Source organism: Maridesulfovibrio ferrireducens, assembly GCF_016342405.1.
In the GTDB taxonomy this organism is placed as follows: domain Bacteria; phylum Desulfobacterota; class Desulfovibrionia; order Desulfovibrionales; family Desulfovibrionaceae; genus Maridesulfovibrio; species Maridesulfovibrio ferrireducens_A.
Genome location: NZ_JAEINN010000004.1, coordinates 41,861 through 59,656 on the forward strand (window position 1 = coordinate 41,861; position 17,796 = coordinate 59,656).

Consider the following 17,796-nt stretch of genomic DNA (forward strand, 5'->3'; position numbering starts at 1 on the left):
ATTAACGCCCTTGGTAAAGCCCGTCTTCGTCGCCGAGGTAGGCGCTGATGACTTTGGGATTGCTTTGAACTTCTTCCGGTGTTCCGCTGGCTAAAATTCTGCCGAAATCAAGAACTACGACGTGATCTGAAATGTCCATGACAACACCCATATCGTGTTCAACTAAAAAGACGGAAATTCCCCATTCTTCGTTGATGTCGAGAATATATCTGGCCATATCTTCTGTTTCTTCGAGGTTCATGCCTGCCATAGGCTCGTCTAAAAGCAGAAGTTCAGGCTCGGCGGCCAGAGCGCGGCCCAGTTCGACTTTCTTTTGTACTCCGTAAGGTAAATGTCCGGCAGCTTGATGGCGGTAGGGGGAGAGTCCCAGAAAATCGATAATTTCTTCAACGCGCGCACGGTGTATTGATTCTTCTTTGCGGGCTTTGCCGAAGTAGAAAAGAGATGCGAGTAATCCGTATTTTATGCGGGAGTGCCGTCCGACCATCAGGTTATCAAGTACAGATAATCCTTTGAACAGGGCTATATTCTGAAATGTGCGGGACATTCCGAAATCAGTGCGTTTGCATGCTTTGGTTTCGAGCAGTTCCTTTCCGCGCATGGTGATGGAACCTTTGTCCGGGGTATAGCGACCTGAAATGCAATTGAGCATACTGGTTTTGCCCGCACCGTTTGGACCGATGAGAGACGTTATGCTCCCTTTGGGGACTTCGCAGGAAACACGGGAAAGAGCTGCAACACCTTTAAAAGTAAGCGTAATATTGTTGACGCTCAGCAATGGTTCATTATTCCCATTCATCCCTGAAATCCTCCGGCCCTACAACGTCGTAGCCGTTTTTCTGCAAAGCAGCGGCAACAGATGAAGGATTTTCAGCGTTGATTCGGATAACAACCATTCGGCAGTCATTATGTTTGAAGGTTCCGGTCGAGATAATTGAGTAACCGAGATCGTCAATCAGGCTTGCGACGTGTTTTAACACTCCGGGCCTGTCACTTACTTCAAAAACTATTCTGGAGCCGCCTTCCGCAAACCCCATTTCTTCCGCGAGCACATCAAGTATAACGTTTCGGTTTATATAACCGATAAGCTTAGCGTTGCCGTCCACTACGGCAAGTCCTGCGAGATTCTTTTCGCGCATTTTAGCTGCTGCGGCTTCAATTTCTGTTTCAGGGCTGATGGTGGTGATGTCTGTGCGCATTATTTTGCGTAAGGTCAGTTTGGATAGCAGATAGTTTATTTCATGCTTATCCAGTCCGGTCATCTTGGAAGGCATTGCCGCGCTTACATCTTCAGTGCGGACGTATCCGATGAGCTTATCGTTTTCTACAATCAGCAACATCCACAGCATGTGTTTTTCCATAAGAGCAGCAGCATCTTCCGCAAGAGCATCCGGAGATTGCGGCATGAAATCTTTCAGCATTTTTAGCCCGACGTACATCGTATAGGTTCCTCCTGAAACAAGTATTGTTCAGAACCTATTGGAAAGATTGTGCCAAGTTTTGTGGTGTTGCTTTTGGGGATTATAAAAAATCATTTTTCGGATATGTTTGGCAGTTAAAACAATCTCTTACGGTTTTTATGGAAGAGAAATATTTATTAATAATTTGTTTTTGTTCAACAAAGGCGGAGAATTTAACAGAAGGCACAGTGCAACTTTTGTTTACACGACGCACAGGTTTTACGAAGAATGCGCCTTTTGTTGCGCTGAGGCCGTTTTGCAATAAAAGTTGCACCTGCAATAAAAGTTGTATTTTAACCAAAGAAATTAAATTTATCTGCTTGTTTTGAATAAATATTATCTGTTACATTTAGTCGGATATTTAAAGATAGAATTATGGTTAATGCAGATAGTGTGCTTGTAAGGGAGAAAAATTGTTTTTTAATTCTTTAAGTAAAAGCCGCATTTTTAAAATGCTGAAACACGGGATGTATGTAGTTGTGCTCTCGATGTTTTTTTTGTCCGTTTCGGCAAAAAAATTATACTGTGCCCAAGTTCAAGATAATAAAAAATCTTATGCCGTTTTTAGCGGCGATAAAGTTCGGTATGCACAAAATCCACGTTCTGGAAATGTTCAGAAAACTTCTTCCGGGAATGAATCCTCTCAAAGTAAGTTTAGGAATAAGGCTGATCCGGCATTGGATTTCAGCGTTTTGGGTGAAGTTGTCATTCTTTTGCTGTTTGTCATTCTGTTAATATTTTTTTGGAATCGTAAGCTTTTTAAGTTGAATCAGATTTTAAATGAAGAAGTTGCGCAGCGCAGAAGGATGGAGAGTGTTCAGAGTTCACTGTACCGTATAACTCTTGCTGTTACGGAAGTCTCGGGCATGGAAGAGTTTTATTCTATAGTACAAAAACATATTAACGAGTTTATGTATGCTCGTAATTTTTATATTGCTTTTTATGACCAAGAAAAGGATGTGCTTAGCTTTCCTTATTTTACTGAAGACGTGGAGCCTATTCCTCCTCCAAGGTCTCTCGCAAAGGGTTTTACAGATTATGTGATAAGAACAGGTACTCCTTTGCTGGCGGACAGACGTAAACAGGCTGAGCTTATCTCGCTCGGTGAGCTGGAGATAATTGGAGCTCCTTCGGTTGTATGGCTCGGAGTTCCTCTTATCCATGAGGGGCGCACTATAGGTGTTTTAGCTGTGCAAAGTTATGATGAGTCGGAAATTTTAGATGAAGGGGATTTAGATATTCTCTTGTTTCTTTCTCCTTATGTCGGAATTGCGTTTGACCGGCTTCAATTGCATGAGCAGGCCCGTTTGAAAGCCTTGGCTTTACAAGAAAGTGAAGAGCGATTCAGGACTCTTTTTGAAGAATCATCTGATGCTGTAGTTTTAATAGATAATGAGCTTATCGTTCAGTGTAACCGGGCCGCCTATAAACTTCTGCACATGAATTCAAGTTCAGAGCTGATAGGCTTAAGCCCGAAAGAGGCGGGGCCTGAGTATCAGCCTGACGGAAGTTCTTCTTTGGAAAAGTTTCGCCGTATTGCAGGAGAGTGTTTGCTCAATGGGGCAGATCGTTTTGAGTGGATTCTAAAAAAAGCTGACGGCGAGGTTTTTCCGGTTGAAGTTTTGCTCACCCCGATCATGTATAAAGGGAAAAATATACTCCACGTTGTCTGGCGTGATATTACAGAAAGAAAAAAAGCAGAAGAAGCTTTAATTGAACGGGAAGTAAAATATAGAGCTCTTTTTGATTATGCGAATGATGCAATTGTTTTAATGGATTTAAACGGCAATTTCGTGAGTGCCAACCCGGAAGCTCTCTCCATGTTCCGTTGTCACTCGGAAGAGGAATTTAAATATCTTTCGCCGGCAAATCTTATGCCTAAAATGCAACCGGATGGGGTTTCTTCTGTTGTTTCTTTTGCAGCACATATTCAAACTGCACTTGAGTCAGGAAGTCTGGAGTATGAGGGAGTAGGTAAACGTATAGATGGGGGAGAGTTCTACGTTAATGTTCGAATTCGCCCTCTCGTAGTTAATGGAAAAACTCTTTTGCTTGGGACACTCCGTGATATTACCGAAAAAAGAGCCAGTCGCGCGGAAATTGAACGCTCTGTTTCATTGCTTACCGCAACAATAGAATCCTCAGCTGATGGTATTTTGGCGGTTGACGGATACGGACTGGTTGTCGCGTGGAACAGTCGGTTTGCCAATATGTGGGATATTCCTGAGCAATTTTTAAATGATGGAATCGTAACCGATATTTTTGGGCTTATTCTTGATCTGGTGGAAGGTCCAAAGTCGGCAAGCGACAAAATATGGAACTTTCCATTTGAGTCTGAACCGAATCATGTCGATGAATTTATTCTGAAAGATGGAAGGATTATTGAAAGATATTCAAATTCTCAGCGCATTGGTTCCGAAGTAGTAGGGAGGGTTTGGAACTTTAGAGATGTGACAGATAGGCGTAAAAGTGAAAAGGCTTTGGAAGAATCATATCGTCGCTTAAATGATATAATTGAATTTTTGCCTGACCCTACGATGGTTGTCGATGCCGAAGGAGTCCTTGTCGCATGGAATAAAGCCATGGAGGATGTTACGGGAGTGTCGAAGGAGAATATGGTAGGTAAAGGCAATTATGAATATGCGTTACCTTTTTATGGAGTTCGTAAACCTATTCTGCTCAACTGGGCCATTGATGCAGAAGAAGCTATCCCTTCGGATATGTACGAATATGTTCAGCGTAAGGGAAATGTGTTGTTTGGAGAGGTTTATGCGCCAAAAGTTTTTGGAGGAGAAGGTGCGTATTTTTGGGGCGTGGCTTGTCCACTCCGTGATGCTTCAGGGAAGATTTATGGCGGGATAGAATGTTTGCGTAATGTTACTGATCGCCGCCGAGTTGCAAGAGAACTTAATCGGGCCAAGTTGGACGCAGAAGCTGCGACCCGTGCCAAATCTGAATTTTTGGCAAATATGAGCCATGAAATACGGACTCCGATGAACAGCATCATCGGACTTGGGCATCTGGTATTAAATTCTATTCTTGATACTACTCAGCGGGAGTGTCTGGAAAAAATGATGTCTTCAGCTGATTCTTTGCTTTCGATTATTGATGAGATTCTTGACTTTTCAAAAATTGAAGCAGGCAAACTTGTGCTGGAAAATACCGAGTTTGCGCTTGATAATGTTCTTGATAAACTTTGCAATCTGGTTGCAATTAAGGCTGAACAGAAAGGTCTGGATTTTGTTTTATCAGTTGCTCCTGATGTTCCGCATCGCATAATAGGTGATCCTCTTCGTTTGGGACAAATTCTTACAAATCTTACGAATAATGCAATAAAATTTACAAAGGAAGGAGAGGTTTCACTTCTTATTTCCTGTGTTGGTGAATGTCATAATCCGTCCGATATTTGTCTTAAATTTATTGTCCGGGATAGCGGGATAGGGCTAAGTAAAGAAGAAATAGAAGAATTATTTAAATCTTTTAGTCAGGCAGATGCTTCAACTACCCGCAAATTCGGAGGGACCGGATTAGGGCTTGCTATATCAAAAAGCCTCGTCAATTTGATGGGTGGGGCTATAAGCGTTGAAAGTCAGCCGGGTTTAGGAAGTTCTTTTGAGTTTGATATAAATTTTATAAATGCTGAAACTCAGCCCAGTCTGATTATGCCTTCCAGCACTCACGGAATGAGAGTTCTCGTAATCGATGAGAACAGTACTTCGAGAGAGTTTCTCGGGGCATGGCTTAAGTATTTATCTTTTGATGTCGTTTTAGAATCTTCTACTGATTCAGGTATTGATCAATTACAATCAGATTGGGCCGACGGCGCGAAAACAGATTTAATTATTATGGATTATAATCCTCTTCATACGGATGGTTTTGAAGAAGTTGCTTTGATCCGGTCTCTTCCTGATTTAATTGATATTCCAATTGTCATGATGATTCCTGTCGGGGTGGGAGAAGATGTTCGTAAACAAGCGTCGCTTAGCGGAGTAAATGGGTTTATTTCTAAACCTGTGACACGAGTTTCTTTGTATCAGTCTGTTAAAGCTGCATTCAAATTTGATACGGACCTAAAAAAAGATTCATCTGTTTGGAATAATATGCAGAACATCTCCGGGGTTAAACGGCGTAAAATCAAGGCTCTTTTGGTTGAAGATAATAAACTTAACCAGTACGTGGCAACAAAGATGCTTGAAAGTTTTGGAATCGGCGTGACTGTTGCTGAAAATGGGCGCCAGGCTTTGGATGCTTTGTGGTCCGCTCCGTATGATATTGTATTAATGGATATTCAGATGCCTGAGATGGATGGGCTTACCGCTACACGGATAATCCGTTCGGATGAGCACTATAAAGATCTGCCTATTTTAGCAATGACAGCTCATGCCATGCCGGGTGATCTCGAAAAAAGTTTAGAAGCCGGTATGAATGAACACATAACTAAGCCTATATCTCCCGTAACTCTTTTAGATGTTTTGAAAAAGTATATTAAATCAACTGCTTTTAGTTATGTTCCCATCAGCGGCGGAGAAGAGCAGGATGGTATAGATATTCCTGAAGTTCCGGGAATTGATATTGTAAAAGGACTAAGTAATGTCGGGGGTAATAAAAAAGGGTATCTTCGAGTTTTGAAGGGATTCAGACATTATTACGGGAACTTTGCTGATGATTTAAAAATGTTGATTGATAATTCTGAATTTGAAAAAGCCGCAATTAAAATTCATTCTCTTAAAGGGGTAAGTGGTAATGTCGGAGCACAGCATCTTTATGAATTATGTCGGATTATCGAGGGTGAAATTCATGAATTTGATGAAGACAGAATGGCTTCTTCTTTAAAGCTATTTGCTTCAGAGCTGTTGAAAATCATTAAGGGATTAAGTGTGTTGCCTGGTGCTTATAAAAGTGAAAACAATGAATATATAAATGATAAAGATAAAAGTTTTGAGCTTATAAATGAATTATATAAACTTCTTAAAGAAGGAGATGCCGATTCTTATGACGTGCTTGAAGAATTGGTAAGATTTCTTGATCCTGAACAGTTTGAGGGACAGCTTCAAAAGTTGACGCAGCATATTGATAACTTGGATTTTGATGAGTGCTGCTTGGTTTTGGAAAAAATTGCAGCAGAACTTGGTATCACTCTTAGAAAAAGGTCATGAAATGGATGAAAAAGCAAAAATTTTAGTTGTGGATGATGAGCGCCTGAACCTCAATGTTCTTGCTGACTTATTACGGCAGGACTATAAAGTTATACTGGCAAAAAATGCTAATCAGGCTTTAGATCGTATAAATGCGGAGTTTCCTCCCGACCTTATTTTGCTTGATGTGGTTATGCCGGAAATGGACGGCTATGCTTTGCTGCATAAGATTAAAGAGCAGGAATTATCTAAAAATATTCCGGTTATTTTCATAACAGCTCTTGATTCAAAGCAGGACGAAGCTCGCGGGCTGGAAATGGGCGCTGTTGATTACATTCATAAGCCTTTTCATCCGTCCATTGTAAAAGCCAGAATTAAGAATCACCTCATAATTTCCAGACAGCGAAAACTCCTTGAAGGATTAGCAAATCTTGACGGACTGACGGAGATGCCTAATCGTCGGAGTTTTGAAATTGCGGTGGAAAAAGAATGGCGTAGATGTCTGCGGTCAGGAGATGTAATCTCTCTTGCTATGCTGGATGTGGATTGTTTTAAGCAGTACAACGATAACTATGGGCATGCTGCAGGTGATGAAGCTCTGAGAAACGTCGCCAATGTTCTTACTCGTGAGATAAAGCGTCCGGCTGATCTTGCAGCTCGTTTCGGAGGAGAGGAGTTTGTTATTCTGTTGCCGGAGACTGATGCTGAAGGAGCTAAATTTAAAGCAGAAAAGGTGCGCGCGGCGGTTGAGGCTTTACAAGTTGTTCATGGATTTTCTTCTGCGGGGCAATTCCTGACAGTCAGCATTGGCGGGGTAACGGTATCTCCTTCAATGTCGTCAAAGCCGCTGGATATGACTGTGGGGGCAGATTCTATGTTGTATGAAGCTAAACGCCGCGGTAGAAATATGGTTTTATGGACTGATCTGAGCTGATTGGTTTTGTTACATTGCTTGTAGATTAAAGATATTGTTCTTCAGGTTCCTGCGAACTGTCCGTAGGGAACCAGATGTTGAAGGATGTTCCTTCTCCTAAAGTACTTTCGCACTCGATCCTTCCTTTTAGAGCTCTGGTCACAAGGTTGTATACTAGATGCATCCCCAGTCCCGTGCTGCCGGAGCTTCGCTTTGTAGTGTAAAAGGGATCATATATTTTGAGTAGTTGTTCATTATCCATGCCTATCCCGTCATCTGAATATTTGAAAAGAATTCCATTACCGCTCTTTTTTGCTTCAATTGTTATTAATCCTTGTTTGTTGTTCGGAAAAGCATGAGTCAGAGAGTTGGTTATAAGGTTCGAAATTACCAGCATGAGAGAGCCGGGAGAAATTGTGATATCGATGTCCTCAGGGCATTTTACTTCCAACGTGTGATTATGACCTTTAAGTTTGGGTTTCAGGGATATAAGTATTCCTTGGATATAATCCAGAAGATTAATATTTCGCAGGTCTTCTGATGACTGGTCTACAGCTAACTGTTTGAAGTCACTTATTAATTTTGCGGATCTGTCAAGGTTTTTCACAATGTTTATAAGCGCAACGGAACTCGTAGCGATATATTTTTCAAGGTCTGACTTTTTCAAGGAATTATCTGAAAATTGTGTTTGCAGATTGTCGGTTATTTCTTTCAAGTAGGAAGTTCCAGTTACACCGATACCCAGTGGGGTATTTACTTCGTGCGCTATGCCTGCGACCAGTTCTCCCAGTGAGGCCATTTTTTCTGTTTCAACAAGTTTATTTTGGGTCTGGCGTAATTCATCCATTGATTTTACCAGAGCTGTGTTTGCATTCTCAAGTTCAATTGTCCGCATGGAAACTCTTTCCACCAGCTCCTTATTCATATGCTGGAGTGTGCTTTCTGCTTCTTTTATGCGGGTTATATCCATGGATATAGTAAGAATAGCCGGTGTATTAGTTGCTGTTGATGTATAGGGTACTTTTGTTGTTTCAAGCCAGTGTATATTTCTGTCCTTGTCCAGATAGCTTTCTTCGATTGAAAGCTTTTCATTTCGCTCTACAACTCTTTCGTTATCACCTAATATTCGTGTGACATCATCATGGTTATCTATGACTTCGGTTAAGTTTTTCCCGGTAATATTATCGGTGGATTTCTGCAGTCTTTCAGCTTTGTTTTCATTTACCAGAAGGAATTTGCCATGGATGTCATTTGCAAATATTTCTTGAGGAAGAAGATCAATAATTTGTCTAAGTCTAGCTTCGCTTTCAAGAGCTTTTTTTACCGCATTTTTGTTTTCAGTAATGTCCTGTCCCTGCAGCAATATGAAATTAGCTCTTCCATTCGGGTCCATTTTTACAGGTGAGAAAGTCCACGCAAAAAAAGGTTTCTCTCCTGATTTTGTCAGTATAGGTATTTCAACGATTGGTGGATTTTGTCCCGATGCGGCTCGCGCCAAGTATTGCTCCACATCTTGTGAATACTCGGGAGGGAAGAACTCTATCAGAGCATTTCCATGAAAATTTTTATGTGAAAATTTAGCCAGTTTTTCAGCGGCAGGATTCATATCCATAATTTTACCGTGAAGATCACAGTTGATTATTGGAGCTTTGGCAGATGAAAAAAGTTTGGATATATATGTGCTTTTTTCATGTAGATTTTCAACCATTGTTTCAAGGGTTTCCCCTAGCTGGTTGAATTCCTTTACTTGTCCTTTTATAAAAGAAGCATCGCTGGTTCCTTTTACAACCGAATCAGCGTAATCAGTCAGTTTCTTTAGTGCTGTGAGAATTCGTTTTTGCATTATCCATGCAGTACTGAAAGAGAGTAGTATCGCAAGCGAGAGCATCATCCCCAAGCTTTTCATAAAACCCAGTTTAAGAGATTGAAATGAGGGGTTGATTCGTGAAAAACTGAAAAGCAAAGGGCTTTCAGCCTGATTCGAAAGTAGTTGTATTGTAGAAAATATGAGATTTTCTTTAACTACAAAATTTCCTGGCAAAGCATTATGGGCCCAGCTGATGAGCTCACTGATGGTTTCGCCGGAAGGATTGCTGGTGCTGATCAGTACTCTTTTTTTGCTTATCAGTACCGCGTCAATGGCGGAGGATGTTTTTTTTAAATTGTCTAAAAAAGAAACATTAGAATTTAAGTCGATCCCTCCATAAAGTATTCCAACAACTTCTCCGGTTTGATCATTGGTGACAGGTACAGCACAAACCAGAATTGTTTTAATATTGTCTCGTGTTCTGAATGATAAATGAGTCCACGTGGGTAATGTTGTAAGAGCATTTTTATGTTTTGTTTTGAGCTGAATGACAGGTATTTCAACAATTCCGGCATTAACCCAGCGCTCTCCCCCCTTGAATACGTCAAGAATATCCAAAAGATATCCTTGTTTAGAACTTAGAAAGTTATATAATTGTTGTTCAATAAAATCTGAATCTCCTGTGACAAGCGCTCCCTTGAAGTCTGGAGATATTGATAATTCAATTAAATCATCTTTTATATCCCCAAGAGTGTTATCCAGAGAAAGTCCTATAATACTTTCGGTTTTTTCAATATCAAGAGCCAGCTCATTTTCAAGGGTTGATTTAGAGAGGTAAAAGGACCATGAAAAAATAAAAATTACCATAATAAGAAGCAGTCCAAGCATAGGAATGATTATTTGGGATGTAAGCCTGAGCGGGCCTTTCTTGAGAAGTTTGTTCAAGTTAATCATAAATTAATCCTCAGCACGTCCTGAGTAACGGAAACTTTTATTTTTTAGGAGGTCCAATTTTTGAGGATTGATTCCTTTTTCTATAAGCTCAAGTCTACCTGAAAAAATAAGAGGTAATTTTTTAGATTCTCCTAACATATCAAGAATGACAGCGTCCGCCATTGCAACTCCATTGTCATCGTTTATTCGCATTACAGTTACATCCATTTCTCCTTTCTGGATAGCCTTGAGTTCAGAAGATCCTCCCCCCCATCCGTTAACCATAATTTTCCCGATCATATTTTTTTTGCGGAGGGCCTCTATAGCTCCTAAGGCTATATCTGTAGAACAAGCGTAAATAAATTTTATGTCAGGATTTTTTTCAATGATAGCTAGAGTGGCAAGCCTTGCCTTTTCTTTATTTATTCCAGTTTGATAGACCGAAACAAGCTCAAGATTTGTATTGTTATCCATGTAAGAAACAAAAGTTTTCCCTCTTACTTCGCTGAGATATCCCGGGTCGGGAAGAAGTATTGCATAACGCCCGTTTCCATATGTTTTTTCAGCAAAATATTCAGCAAGCATTTGGGAGCCGGTTACATGGTCAAATCCAATATACATCATGGGTTGTTTGTCGGTCCATGCTTTAAGAGGTGTTGTTATGTTCTGGAGTATTATTTTAGGTTTGTTCTTAATTAAAAGAGGTTCAATCATTCTTTGATGTCTGAGGGTATCAATCGTGAAAATAAGATAATTCGGATCAGTTGCTAATGCTTCTTTGAAGACGGTATTCTGCTCGCGGAATGTTGCTGTGGGTTTTAAGAAAAAAGAGTGTATTTGAGGTGTGATGCCATGTTGCTTCAGACGTAAGAGAAAAGATTTACTGCTTCTGTTCCAGTAATCAGAAATCTGTTTGCCTGGATATACCATTGCGATCGAGACGGTTAAGTTTTTATTTAAGGGAGGAGGAGAGTCTTTTTTAATCAATTCATTAAAATCAGTTGTTTTAGAAATTTCGTCTGAATTTAATTTATAAAAATCTTCAAGAAGATAGTAGTCTGCGGCCTTTGCTGTGGGAAGGTGTATAGCGCTAACCAGTAAGAATACTGTCAGTATTATGAAATAATAGTTTTTATATGATGAGCTCATTGTATTCCCTTTGGGGTTTTAAAGAACGAGCTTATCATATCAGGTTTGCAGTTAAAAGTAATTGTAAGAAGAAAGATGTGTCAAAGATATAAAGACTGCGGACATCCCTTGAGAATGCCCGCAGATATTAAAAGAACCCGTAATTATTATGAAGCGGTGCAGAGCCTGTTCTGCCGCTTAAGAACTGAAACGCCTAAGTAGACTAAGGGGGTGTCTAAAAGAGCTATGGCTGTTTTGGCCATCCATTGTCCCAGAATAATCTCCGTAACCGGTAAAATCCCGTAAAAAGCAATTGTCACGAAAATGGTAGAGTCTATCAACTGAGATGTGACCGTTGACAGGTTGTTTCTCAGCCATAAATGTTTTCCGTCCATTTTTTTACGAAGCAGGTGGAACAGCCAGACATCGTGAGTTTGGCTTACCGAGTATGCTATGAGAGATGCCAGCACAATTCTTGGAGTGTTTGCCAGCACACTGGCAAAGCCGTCCTGACCGTTCCAGAAAGGGGCCGGAGTCCAGTGAAGTGCCGCCCATGACAGGAAGATGGCAGCTAAAAGTGCGATAAAGCCGCAGTGGATGACCTCATTTGCTCTTTCTTTTCCCCATATTTCGCTTATGATGTCAGAAGCGATGAAAGTTAGAGAATAGGCGAGGACTCCAGCTGGAGCGTAAAATCCGAAGATGCTGATTATCTTGGTAGATACTACAGCGGCTATGACAAGTGAGCTGATAAAAAGGCACGTAAGAAGAGTGAACGCTTTGCGTTCAAAGGTTGAGGAGAGCATTATATTCCCTTGTGTTGATGGTTCTTGTCATGAAGCAGAGTCTGCCCGATACGAGCAAAAGGGAGAAAGTCCCGCATCTCGACAGTTCTGCTTCGGGGCCTGAAATTCTTTTCGGAGAGAAGGGTTGCCAGCATTGCAACAAAAAGTCAAAATAGAAAAACAGTCTTGTTTCGTTTCTTTTCGGTGGTTATACGGAGTTTTCTTTTAAGTCATAAGCTGTTATCTGCTCACGGCTTTCAACATTAAAAATAAATAAAAATCAGCTTTGCGCTGAATGAGTATAAAATTACGGGGATTTGTTATGAAAACGACTAAAAGCCAAGACAAGACTGATGCATTGAAAACTCTCGGAAAGGGAGGCGCCACCAATTATAACTATGATTCTCCCAGTCCTGAAATTCTTGAGATCTTTCCGAATAATTTCCCGGGCAGGCCCTATATCATAAGCATAGAATTTCCTGAGTACACTTCGCCTTGTCCTGTAACCGGACAGCCTGACTTTGCGAATATCATCGTGGAATATATTCCTGACGAAGTGTGCGTTGAATCCAAAAGTTTTAAGCTTTACATGGGGGCATACCGCAATCATCAGTCTTTTATGGAAACAATTACCAATAATATTCTGGATGATTTTGTCAGCCGTCTTTCTCCACTGTGGATGAGAGTTAAAGGTATTTTTTCTCCGCGCGGCGGTACGTGTCTTCACGTTTTTGCAGAGCATTACAACGAAGACAGCACACAGTTTGTAAAGGTCTGTGATATTGTCCACGAGTGGAAAATCGAGTCTGGAAGACACCGTTCATAATTATTATAATGAACGGTCATAACTTTTACGGTTAAATCAGTTGACAACTTTGGGGTTATTTCTTATTTTGCCAAATACGAAAGTCAAGGAGGTTCAAGCGTGAATGAATATATTGAAGCTAAGGCGAAAGTGTTTAAAGCGTTGGGCCATCCTAGCAGGCTTGTGATTGTAGAAGCGCTTTGTTCCGGAGAGCTTTGCGTTTGTGACATCGTTCCGCTTGTGGGTCGCGATATTTCTACTGTCTCTAAGCACCTGTCCTTATTGAAAGAGGCGGGAATTCTTAAAGACAGTAAACGCGGGACGAATGTGTATTATAGTCTTTTGATGGATTGTGTTCCCGGGTTTTTGAATTGTCTGAGTGAGTTTCTCGGCAAGAGGCTTGAAAAGCAGGTTAAAGATTACGCTTCAAACTCGATTAAGAAGTTATAAGGACTGCATTCATTTTTACGATGGATCTGTTCTGTTTTTTTGGAGTAATGTTTTCGTATTTGGCAAAATAAACAATGTAGGAGTTTGGCATGGAAGAGTTAAATATTAAGCCTTGTGCATGTTCATCCGGTAATAAACTGGAAGAAATAGGAAGTGTTGGAAAAGTTGAAAAAAAAGAGCCTGGATTTTTTTCGGGGAAAACTCTTTGGGCTGCGTTGTTGGTGACTGTTGTTATCTGGTTCGCGTTGTATTCACAGTTGCTGTCTTTTTCTAAATATTTTTCGTTTGAACTTTTAGGGCTTATTCCGGGAAGCAGAATAGGGGAAACCGTACAATTTTTTGTTTATGATACACCCAAGGTTTTGATGCTGCTCGGGCTGGTAATATTCGGTATTGGAATTATTCGTTCTTATGTCACGGTAGAGTGGACGCGGAAGATGCTTGCCGGACGCAGGGAGTCTGTCGGTAATGTTATGGCGGCTCTTCTTGGGGTTGTTACTCCTTTCTGTTCCTGCTCGGCTGTTCCTTTGTTTATCGGATTTGTTGCCGGAGGCGTTCCTTTAGGAGTTACTTTTTCATTCCTTATTTCCGCGCCTATGGTTAACGAGGTCGCTCTGGTTCTTCTTTACGGGATGATGGGATGGAAGATTGCGACTTTGTATTTTGTAACCGGAATTACCATTGCTATTGTAGCTGGATGGATAATCGGTAGACTGGGCATGGAGAAACACGTTGAAGGCTGGGTTAAACTGGCAACTGCAAATCCTAGCGGTTCATTGGGAGCGATGTCGTTTGAAGAACGCGTCGGCTTCGGCCTGGAATCGGTTAAAGATATTGTGGGTAAAGTCTGGTTGTATATGGTGATTGGGATTGCAGCCGGAGCGGCTATTCACGGTTATGTTCCAGAGGGAATGATGGCCTCGATCATGGGCAAGGGCGCATGGTGGGCAGTTCCTGTTTCCGTATTGATGGGGATTCCCATGTACACAAATGCCGCCGGAGTTATTCCAATTGTGGATGCTCTTCTTGGTAAGGGAGCGGCTCTCGGAACTGTGCTTGCCTTCATGATGAGTGTCATTGCGCTTTCATTCCCTGAAATGGTGATTTTGAGGAAGGTGTTAAAGCCCAAGCTGATTGCTGTTTTTGTAGGAGTGGTTGCCGGAGGAATTTTGATTGTCGGATATATCTTTAATATGATTATTTAATTTTTTTTTATAAATGAAAGGTAAAGCCTGCATCAATTGTATAGCAATTGTTGCAGGCTTTTTTGTTTTTAAGTTTTTTTTGACCAGGTCTTATGGTAAAAGAAGTATCGTATATTTATTGTAGGAGGTTTCTTTATGCTGGAAAAATATGAAACTGGATTTTTTGTTGTAGCATGCTCTGGAGCCTCAAAGGCCGGACAGGCCGCGAACAGTATTGCTGTAAAACTGGATGAAAGCGGTTTTTCAAAAATGATATGCCTTGCCGCAATCGGCGCAGGCGTTGATAACTGTATTACTATGGCTTCTAACGTTCAAGATCTCATAATTATAGATGGTTGTGAAAGGAAGTGTGCTTGTAAAATGATTGAGAAGGCAGGGCTGCATCCCGTCCATGAATTTTGTTTGACTGAACTTGGATTTATAGAATCAGATGACTTTGACGATCCAGAGCTTATTGATGAACTCAGGAAAAAGATTAAGCTTTTGTTCGGGCAACGTCGCGCCGACAGCAAGTATTCAGTTTGCGGTTGCGAAACTTGTCCTAGAAAATGATTATAATTCCCTTTGCTTACTGACCGAGTTAATTTAAAAAAGTGTGTACTCGCTAGAAGGTGATTGTTTTTAAAGAAAGAGAGGACCTTGAAGGTCAAAGCCCTCTTCTTTAAGATTATAAATAAGCCGTCCGATGCAACACCTCTTTTATATTTCATGTTTGCAGTAATTATGATTCAATTTTGACCTTGGTAGACTCACTGGTTTCATTTTTAGGTATAACCAGATTTAGAATTCCATTTTTGAATTTGGCGTTAATTTGGGTTGTTTCAACATTGGAAGGTAAGGACACAGATCTTTGAAAACTGCCGTAGCTTCGTTCGATGCGGTGGTAGTTATCTCTTTTTTCCTCATCTTCAAATTTTTTTTCACCTTTAATAGTTAAGCGACCTTGATTAATCGTTACGTCAATGTCCTCCGGTTTTAATCCCGGAAGTTCCGCTTTAATTGTTATTTCTTTTTCGTCTTCGCAAATGTCTAACGGTGGAAAATCTTCGGCTTCAAACGGGAAGCGATCAAACGCACTTAATGGCCATTTTCCAAGATCTTCCATTAAGTCCAGTAAGTTTGTTGGCCTTTCTCTTAGTCTTGATCTGCGTCTAATTTGTGGCAACAAATCTTTTAACATTTTAATCTCCTTGTTTTTAGTTTTACAAACGAGCGGCACCACTTTGAGGTTATTACAATAATACACTCAAAAGAGGTTCAAGTGTCAATGTCAAAAGTTAATAATTATTTAGTTGGTGAAGGCTGTGTATAATCAAGCTGTTTTTAAAGTTATTGTTATGCGGTGAAAACATTCGTAAGATCTTATTTATTTCCATGTTTTTAAAGTAGTTGTATGACTTAGTCTTTTCATTCGGGAGCATAAGCTGTGGAAAAAGTTTTAATAGTCGATGCCAGCAAGGTTACAGCTCTTTTTATAAAAAGGACTTTGGAACATGCCAGTTTTGAATGTGATACTGCACATAGCTTAGAACAGGCCGCTGAGTTGATCTCACAAAACGAATATTTTGTAGGGCTCAGCAGTTTGATTTATGAAGGGCATGAAGCTGGTGACGGGATTGATTTATTAACTGCAAATGGAATTCCTGCCATTGTGGTAACCGCCTCTCTTGATGATAATCAGCTCAAAGATATTCTAAAAAAGAATATAGTTGATTATGTCCTTAAAAGGCCTGAGCATTCGGAATATATAGTCCGTATAGTTAAGCGTGTTTTCAATAATAGAAAAACCAAGGTCATGGTGGTGGAGGATTCCATTACTGTGCGTCATTGGATTTCAGCTGTTTTAATACGGCAGGGTCTTACCGTGCTTGAAGCGGCAAATGGTGAGGAAGCGTGTAAAATTTTTGCCGATAATCCCGATATAAAGCTGGTCTTGACAGATTATACCATGCCGGGGATGGATGGTCGGGAGTTGACTGCAAAATTGAGACTTCGTCGTCATATGGATGAACTCAGTATTATTGTTCTTTCCTCTGATGAAAATTCCCGAACAGCACCGCTTTTTTTGAAAACCGGAGCAAATGACTTTATCCATAAGAGTGCAAGTGTCGAAGAGATTCTGTGCAGGGTTAATTCGAACTTGGAAATGCTGGAATTGCTCGAAGAATCACGTGACAGAGCAAATAAAGATTTTCTTACCGGGATGTGGAATAGGCGTTATTTCTTCGAGCATGCAGAGCCTCTGTTTGTTGAAGCTGAAGATAATGACAAGTTGTTGAGTATTGTTATGCTTGATATTGATCATTTTAAAAACGTAAATGATACTTACGGTCATGATGTCGGTGATTTAGTTCTAAAAGAATTTTCATCTAAGATTGTTGAATATTTCGGGTCCAGAGGGCTTGCCTCCCGATTCGGTGGCGAAGAGTTTGCGGTTCTTCTTGAGGGTGTAGATTCAGCCGCGCTTGAAAGTTATGTGGATGGTTTCAGGGAAATGATAGAAGCTTTTTCCATGTACTGTAGGCATGAAAAACTTAAATTTACCGTTTCCATCGGAGTTACTTCAAATGTAAAACTCGGTCTGGACGGAATGATTAACAGGGCTGACATTCTTTTATATGAAGCTAAAACTTCCGGAAGAAATAAGGTCGTTTGCGATCCACTATAGCTGCATGAAGAGAGAAAGGGTAAATTTACTTTGAATCAAATGCTTAATGTTATACAATATACCTTGGAGTAACTACGGTTCATAAGCAGAATTAATGATTTAGGGGGATACCATGTTGACATTTAATGAGTTTTTTAAATCAGGCGATATTGTAAATTTAAGCGAACAAGCTGTTTATGATGAGATCAAAGCTTTCATTGATCTGCAAGAAGTTGAATTCTGCCAGTGTGATAAATGTCTCTTTGATATTGCCTGTGTCGTTTTGAATGCTATTCCGAGTCTTTATTCATCAAGTGTTGTTGATAGAAATTATCCAAGTGCAGATTTTTCTGTGGAGTATGAACACTTGCGTAAGCTGGCAAAAGAAGAAATTCCCGGAGCTATTGCGCGGGTAAAAACCAGACTGCATCATTAGTATTGAATGAATACAGATATGAATGAGGAGTAGTGCTTTTAACTCAGTTATAAATTCCTTTTATTTACATAGCTAATTAGTTAGTGTCTCTT

At 40.4% G+C, this 17,796-nt stretch carries 14 protein-coding genes; 8 read left to right on the top strand and 6 right to left on the bottom strand.

Annotated elements, in window-relative coordinates; translation table 11 throughout:
* Nucleotide 1: 1 nt before the first annotated feature.
* Together JEY82_RS05720 and JEY82_RS05725 are read right to left on the bottom strand one after the other, a co-directional pair.
* Nucleotides 2-799 (bottom strand): ABC transporter ATP-binding protein, encoded by a 798-nt coding sequence (locus JEY82_RS05720; protein WP_304083632.1) that lies wholly within the window; start codon nt 797-799, stop codon nt 2-4.
* Nucleotides 786-1,439 (bottom strand): CBS domain-containing protein, encoded by a 654-nt coding sequence (locus JEY82_RS05725; protein WP_304083634.1) that lies wholly within the window; start codon nt 1,437-1,439, stop codon nt 786-788. Before JEY82_RS05725 ends, JEY82_RS05720 begins: the two co-directional genes overlap by 14 nt.
* A 434-nt stretch (nt 1,440-1,873) precedes the next feature.
* Here JEY82_RS05725 and JEY82_RS05730 point away from each other — a divergent pair, with 434 nt between their 5' ends.
* On the top strand, nt 1,874-6,616 hold the full coding sequence (locus JEY82_RS05730) for a PAS domain S-box protein (RefSeq protein ID WP_304083637.1): 4,743 nt from the start codon (nt 1,874-1,876) through the stop codon (nt 6,614-6,616).
* Nucleotide 6,617: 1 nt separating this feature from the next.
* Nucleotides 6,618-7,529 carry a diguanylate cyclase gene (locus tag JEY82_RS05735; RefSeq protein ID WP_304083639.1) on the top strand — a complete coding sequence of 304 codons (912 nt, stop codon included), beginning with the start codon at nt 6,618-6,620 and terminating at the stop codon, nt 7,527-7,529.
* A 25-nt stretch (nt 7,530-7,554) separates the two neighbouring features.
* On the opposite strand, the gene JEY82_RS05740 is transcribed toward JEY82_RS05735, so the two are convergent.
* The 3 genes from JEY82_RS05740 to JEY82_RS05750 all read right to left on the bottom strand — a co-directional run bounded on the left by JEY82_RS05740 (nt 7,555) and on the right by JEY82_RS05750 (nt 12,182).
* Nucleotides 7,555-10,269 carry a PAS domain S-box protein gene (locus tag JEY82_RS05740; RefSeq protein ID WP_304083641.1) on the bottom strand — a complete coding sequence of 905 codons (2,715 nt, stop codon included), beginning with the start codon at nt 10,267-10,269 and terminating at the stop codon, nt 7,555-7,557.
* Nucleotides 10,270-10,272: 3 nt separating this feature from the next.
* Entirely contained in the window at nt 10,273-11,397 is a 1,125-nt protein-coding gene (locus JEY82_RS05745; RefSeq protein ID WP_304083642.1) for a substrate-binding domain-containing protein, read from the bottom strand.
* A gap of 146 nt (nt 11,398-11,543) precedes the next feature.
* Nucleotides 11,544-12,182, bottom strand: a complete 639-nt coding sequence (locus JEY82_RS05750; RefSeq protein ID WP_304083645.1) for a queuosine precursor transporter — start codon at nt 12,180-12,182, stop codon at nt 11,544-11,546.
* A 301-nt stretch (nt 12,183-12,483) separates the two neighbouring features.
* On the opposite strand from JEY82_RS05750, the gene queF reads away from it, so the two are divergent.
* The 4 genes from queF (at nt 12,484) to JEY82_RS05770 (ending at nt 15,173) form a co-directional block, all read left to right on the top strand.
* Nucleotides 12,484-12,987, top strand: a complete 504-nt coding sequence (gene queF / locus JEY82_RS05755) for a preQ(1) synthase (RefSeq protein WP_304083647.1) — start codon at nt 12,484-12,486, stop codon at nt 12,985-12,987.
* Nucleotides 12,988-13,086: 99 nt separating this feature from the next.
* Nucleotides 13,087-13,416, top strand: coding sequence for a helix-turn-helix transcriptional regulator (locus JEY82_RS05760; protein ID WP_304083649.1), 330 nt, complete (start codon nt 13,087-13,089; stop codon nt 13,414-13,416).
* A gap of 89 nt (nt 13,417-13,505) precedes the next feature.
* Nucleotides 13,506-14,621 carry a permease gene (locus tag JEY82_RS05765; RefSeq protein ID WP_304083652.1) on the top strand — a complete coding sequence of 372 codons (1,116 nt, stop codon included), beginning with the start codon at nt 13,506-13,508 and terminating at the stop codon, nt 14,619-14,621.
* A gap of 135 nt (nt 14,622-14,756) precedes the next feature.
* Complete coding sequence (locus JEY82_RS05770) at nt 14,757-15,173, top strand: putative zinc-binding protein (RefSeq protein WP_304083655.1); 417 nt, start codon at nt 14,757-14,759, stop codon at nt 15,171-15,173.
* Nucleotides 15,174-15,342: 169 nt separating this feature from the next.
* On the opposite strand, the gene JEY82_RS05775 is transcribed toward JEY82_RS05770, so the two are convergent.
* Nucleotides 15,343-15,801, bottom strand: coding sequence for an Hsp20/alpha crystallin family protein (locus JEY82_RS05775; RefSeq protein WP_304083658.1), 459 nt, complete (start codon nt 15,799-15,801; stop codon nt 15,343-15,345).
* A gap of 246 nt (nt 15,802-16,047) precedes the next feature.
* On the opposite strand from JEY82_RS05775, the gene JEY82_RS05780 reads away from it, so the two are divergent.
* Both JEY82_RS05780 and JEY82_RS05785 read left to right on the top strand, forming a co-directional pair.
* The gene (locus tag JEY82_RS05780; protein WP_304083660.1) at nt 16,048-17,289 is read left to right on the top strand and encodes a diguanylate cyclase; all 1,242 of its coding nucleotides are present in this window, start codon (nt 16,048-16,050) and stop codon (nt 17,287-17,289) included.
* A gap of 112 nt (nt 17,290-17,401) precedes the next feature.
* Entirely contained in the window at nt 17,402-17,704 is a 303-nt protein-coding gene (locus JEY82_RS05785; RefSeq protein WP_092162797.1) for a late competence development ComFB family protein, read from the top strand.
* The last annotated feature ends 92 nt before the right edge of the window (nt 17,705-17,796 follow it).

Coding starts and splice junctions, on each gene's coding strand:
- JEY82_RS05745 (WP_304083642.1), bottom strand. CDS start 11,397: ATGAGCTCATCATATAAAAACTATTATTTCATAATACTGACAGTATTC.
- JEY82_RS05725 (WP_304083634.1), bottom strand. CDS start 1,439: ATGTACGTCGGGCTAAAAATGCTGAAAGATTTCATGCCGCAATCTCCG.
- JEY82_RS05765 (WP_304083652.1), top strand. CDS start 13,506: ATGGAAGAGTTAAATATTAAGCCTTGTGCATGTTCATCCGGTAATAAA.
- JEY82_RS05770 (WP_304083655.1), top strand. CDS start 14,757: ATGCTGGAAAAATATGAAACTGGATTTTTTGTTGTAGCATGCTCTGGA.
- JEY82_RS05750 (WP_304083645.1), bottom strand. CDS start 12,182: ATGCTCTCCTCAACCTTTGAACGCAAAGCGTTCACTCTTCTTACGTGC.
- JEY82_RS05720 (WP_304083632.1), bottom strand. CDS start 799: ATGAATGGGAATAATGAACCATTGCTGAGCGTCAACAATATTACGCTT.
- JEY82_RS05740 (WP_304083641.1), bottom strand. CDS start 10,269: ATGATTAACTTGAACAAACTTCTCAAGAAAGGCCCGCTCAGGCTTACA.
- JEY82_RS05775 (WP_304083658.1), bottom strand. CDS start 15,801: ATGTTAAAAGATTTGTTGCCACAAATTAGACGCAGATCAAGACTAAGA.
- JEY82_RS05785 (WP_092162797.1), top strand. CDS start 17,402: ATGTTGACATTTAATGAGTTTTTTAAATCAGGCGATATTGTAAATTTA.
- JEY82_RS05735 (WP_304083639.1), top strand. CDS start 6,618: ATGGATGAAAAAGCAAAAATTTTAGTTGTGGATGATGAGCGCCTGAAC.
- queF (WP_304083647.1), top strand. CDS start 12,484: ATGAAAACGACTAAAAGCCAAGACAAGACTGATGCATTGAAAACTCTC.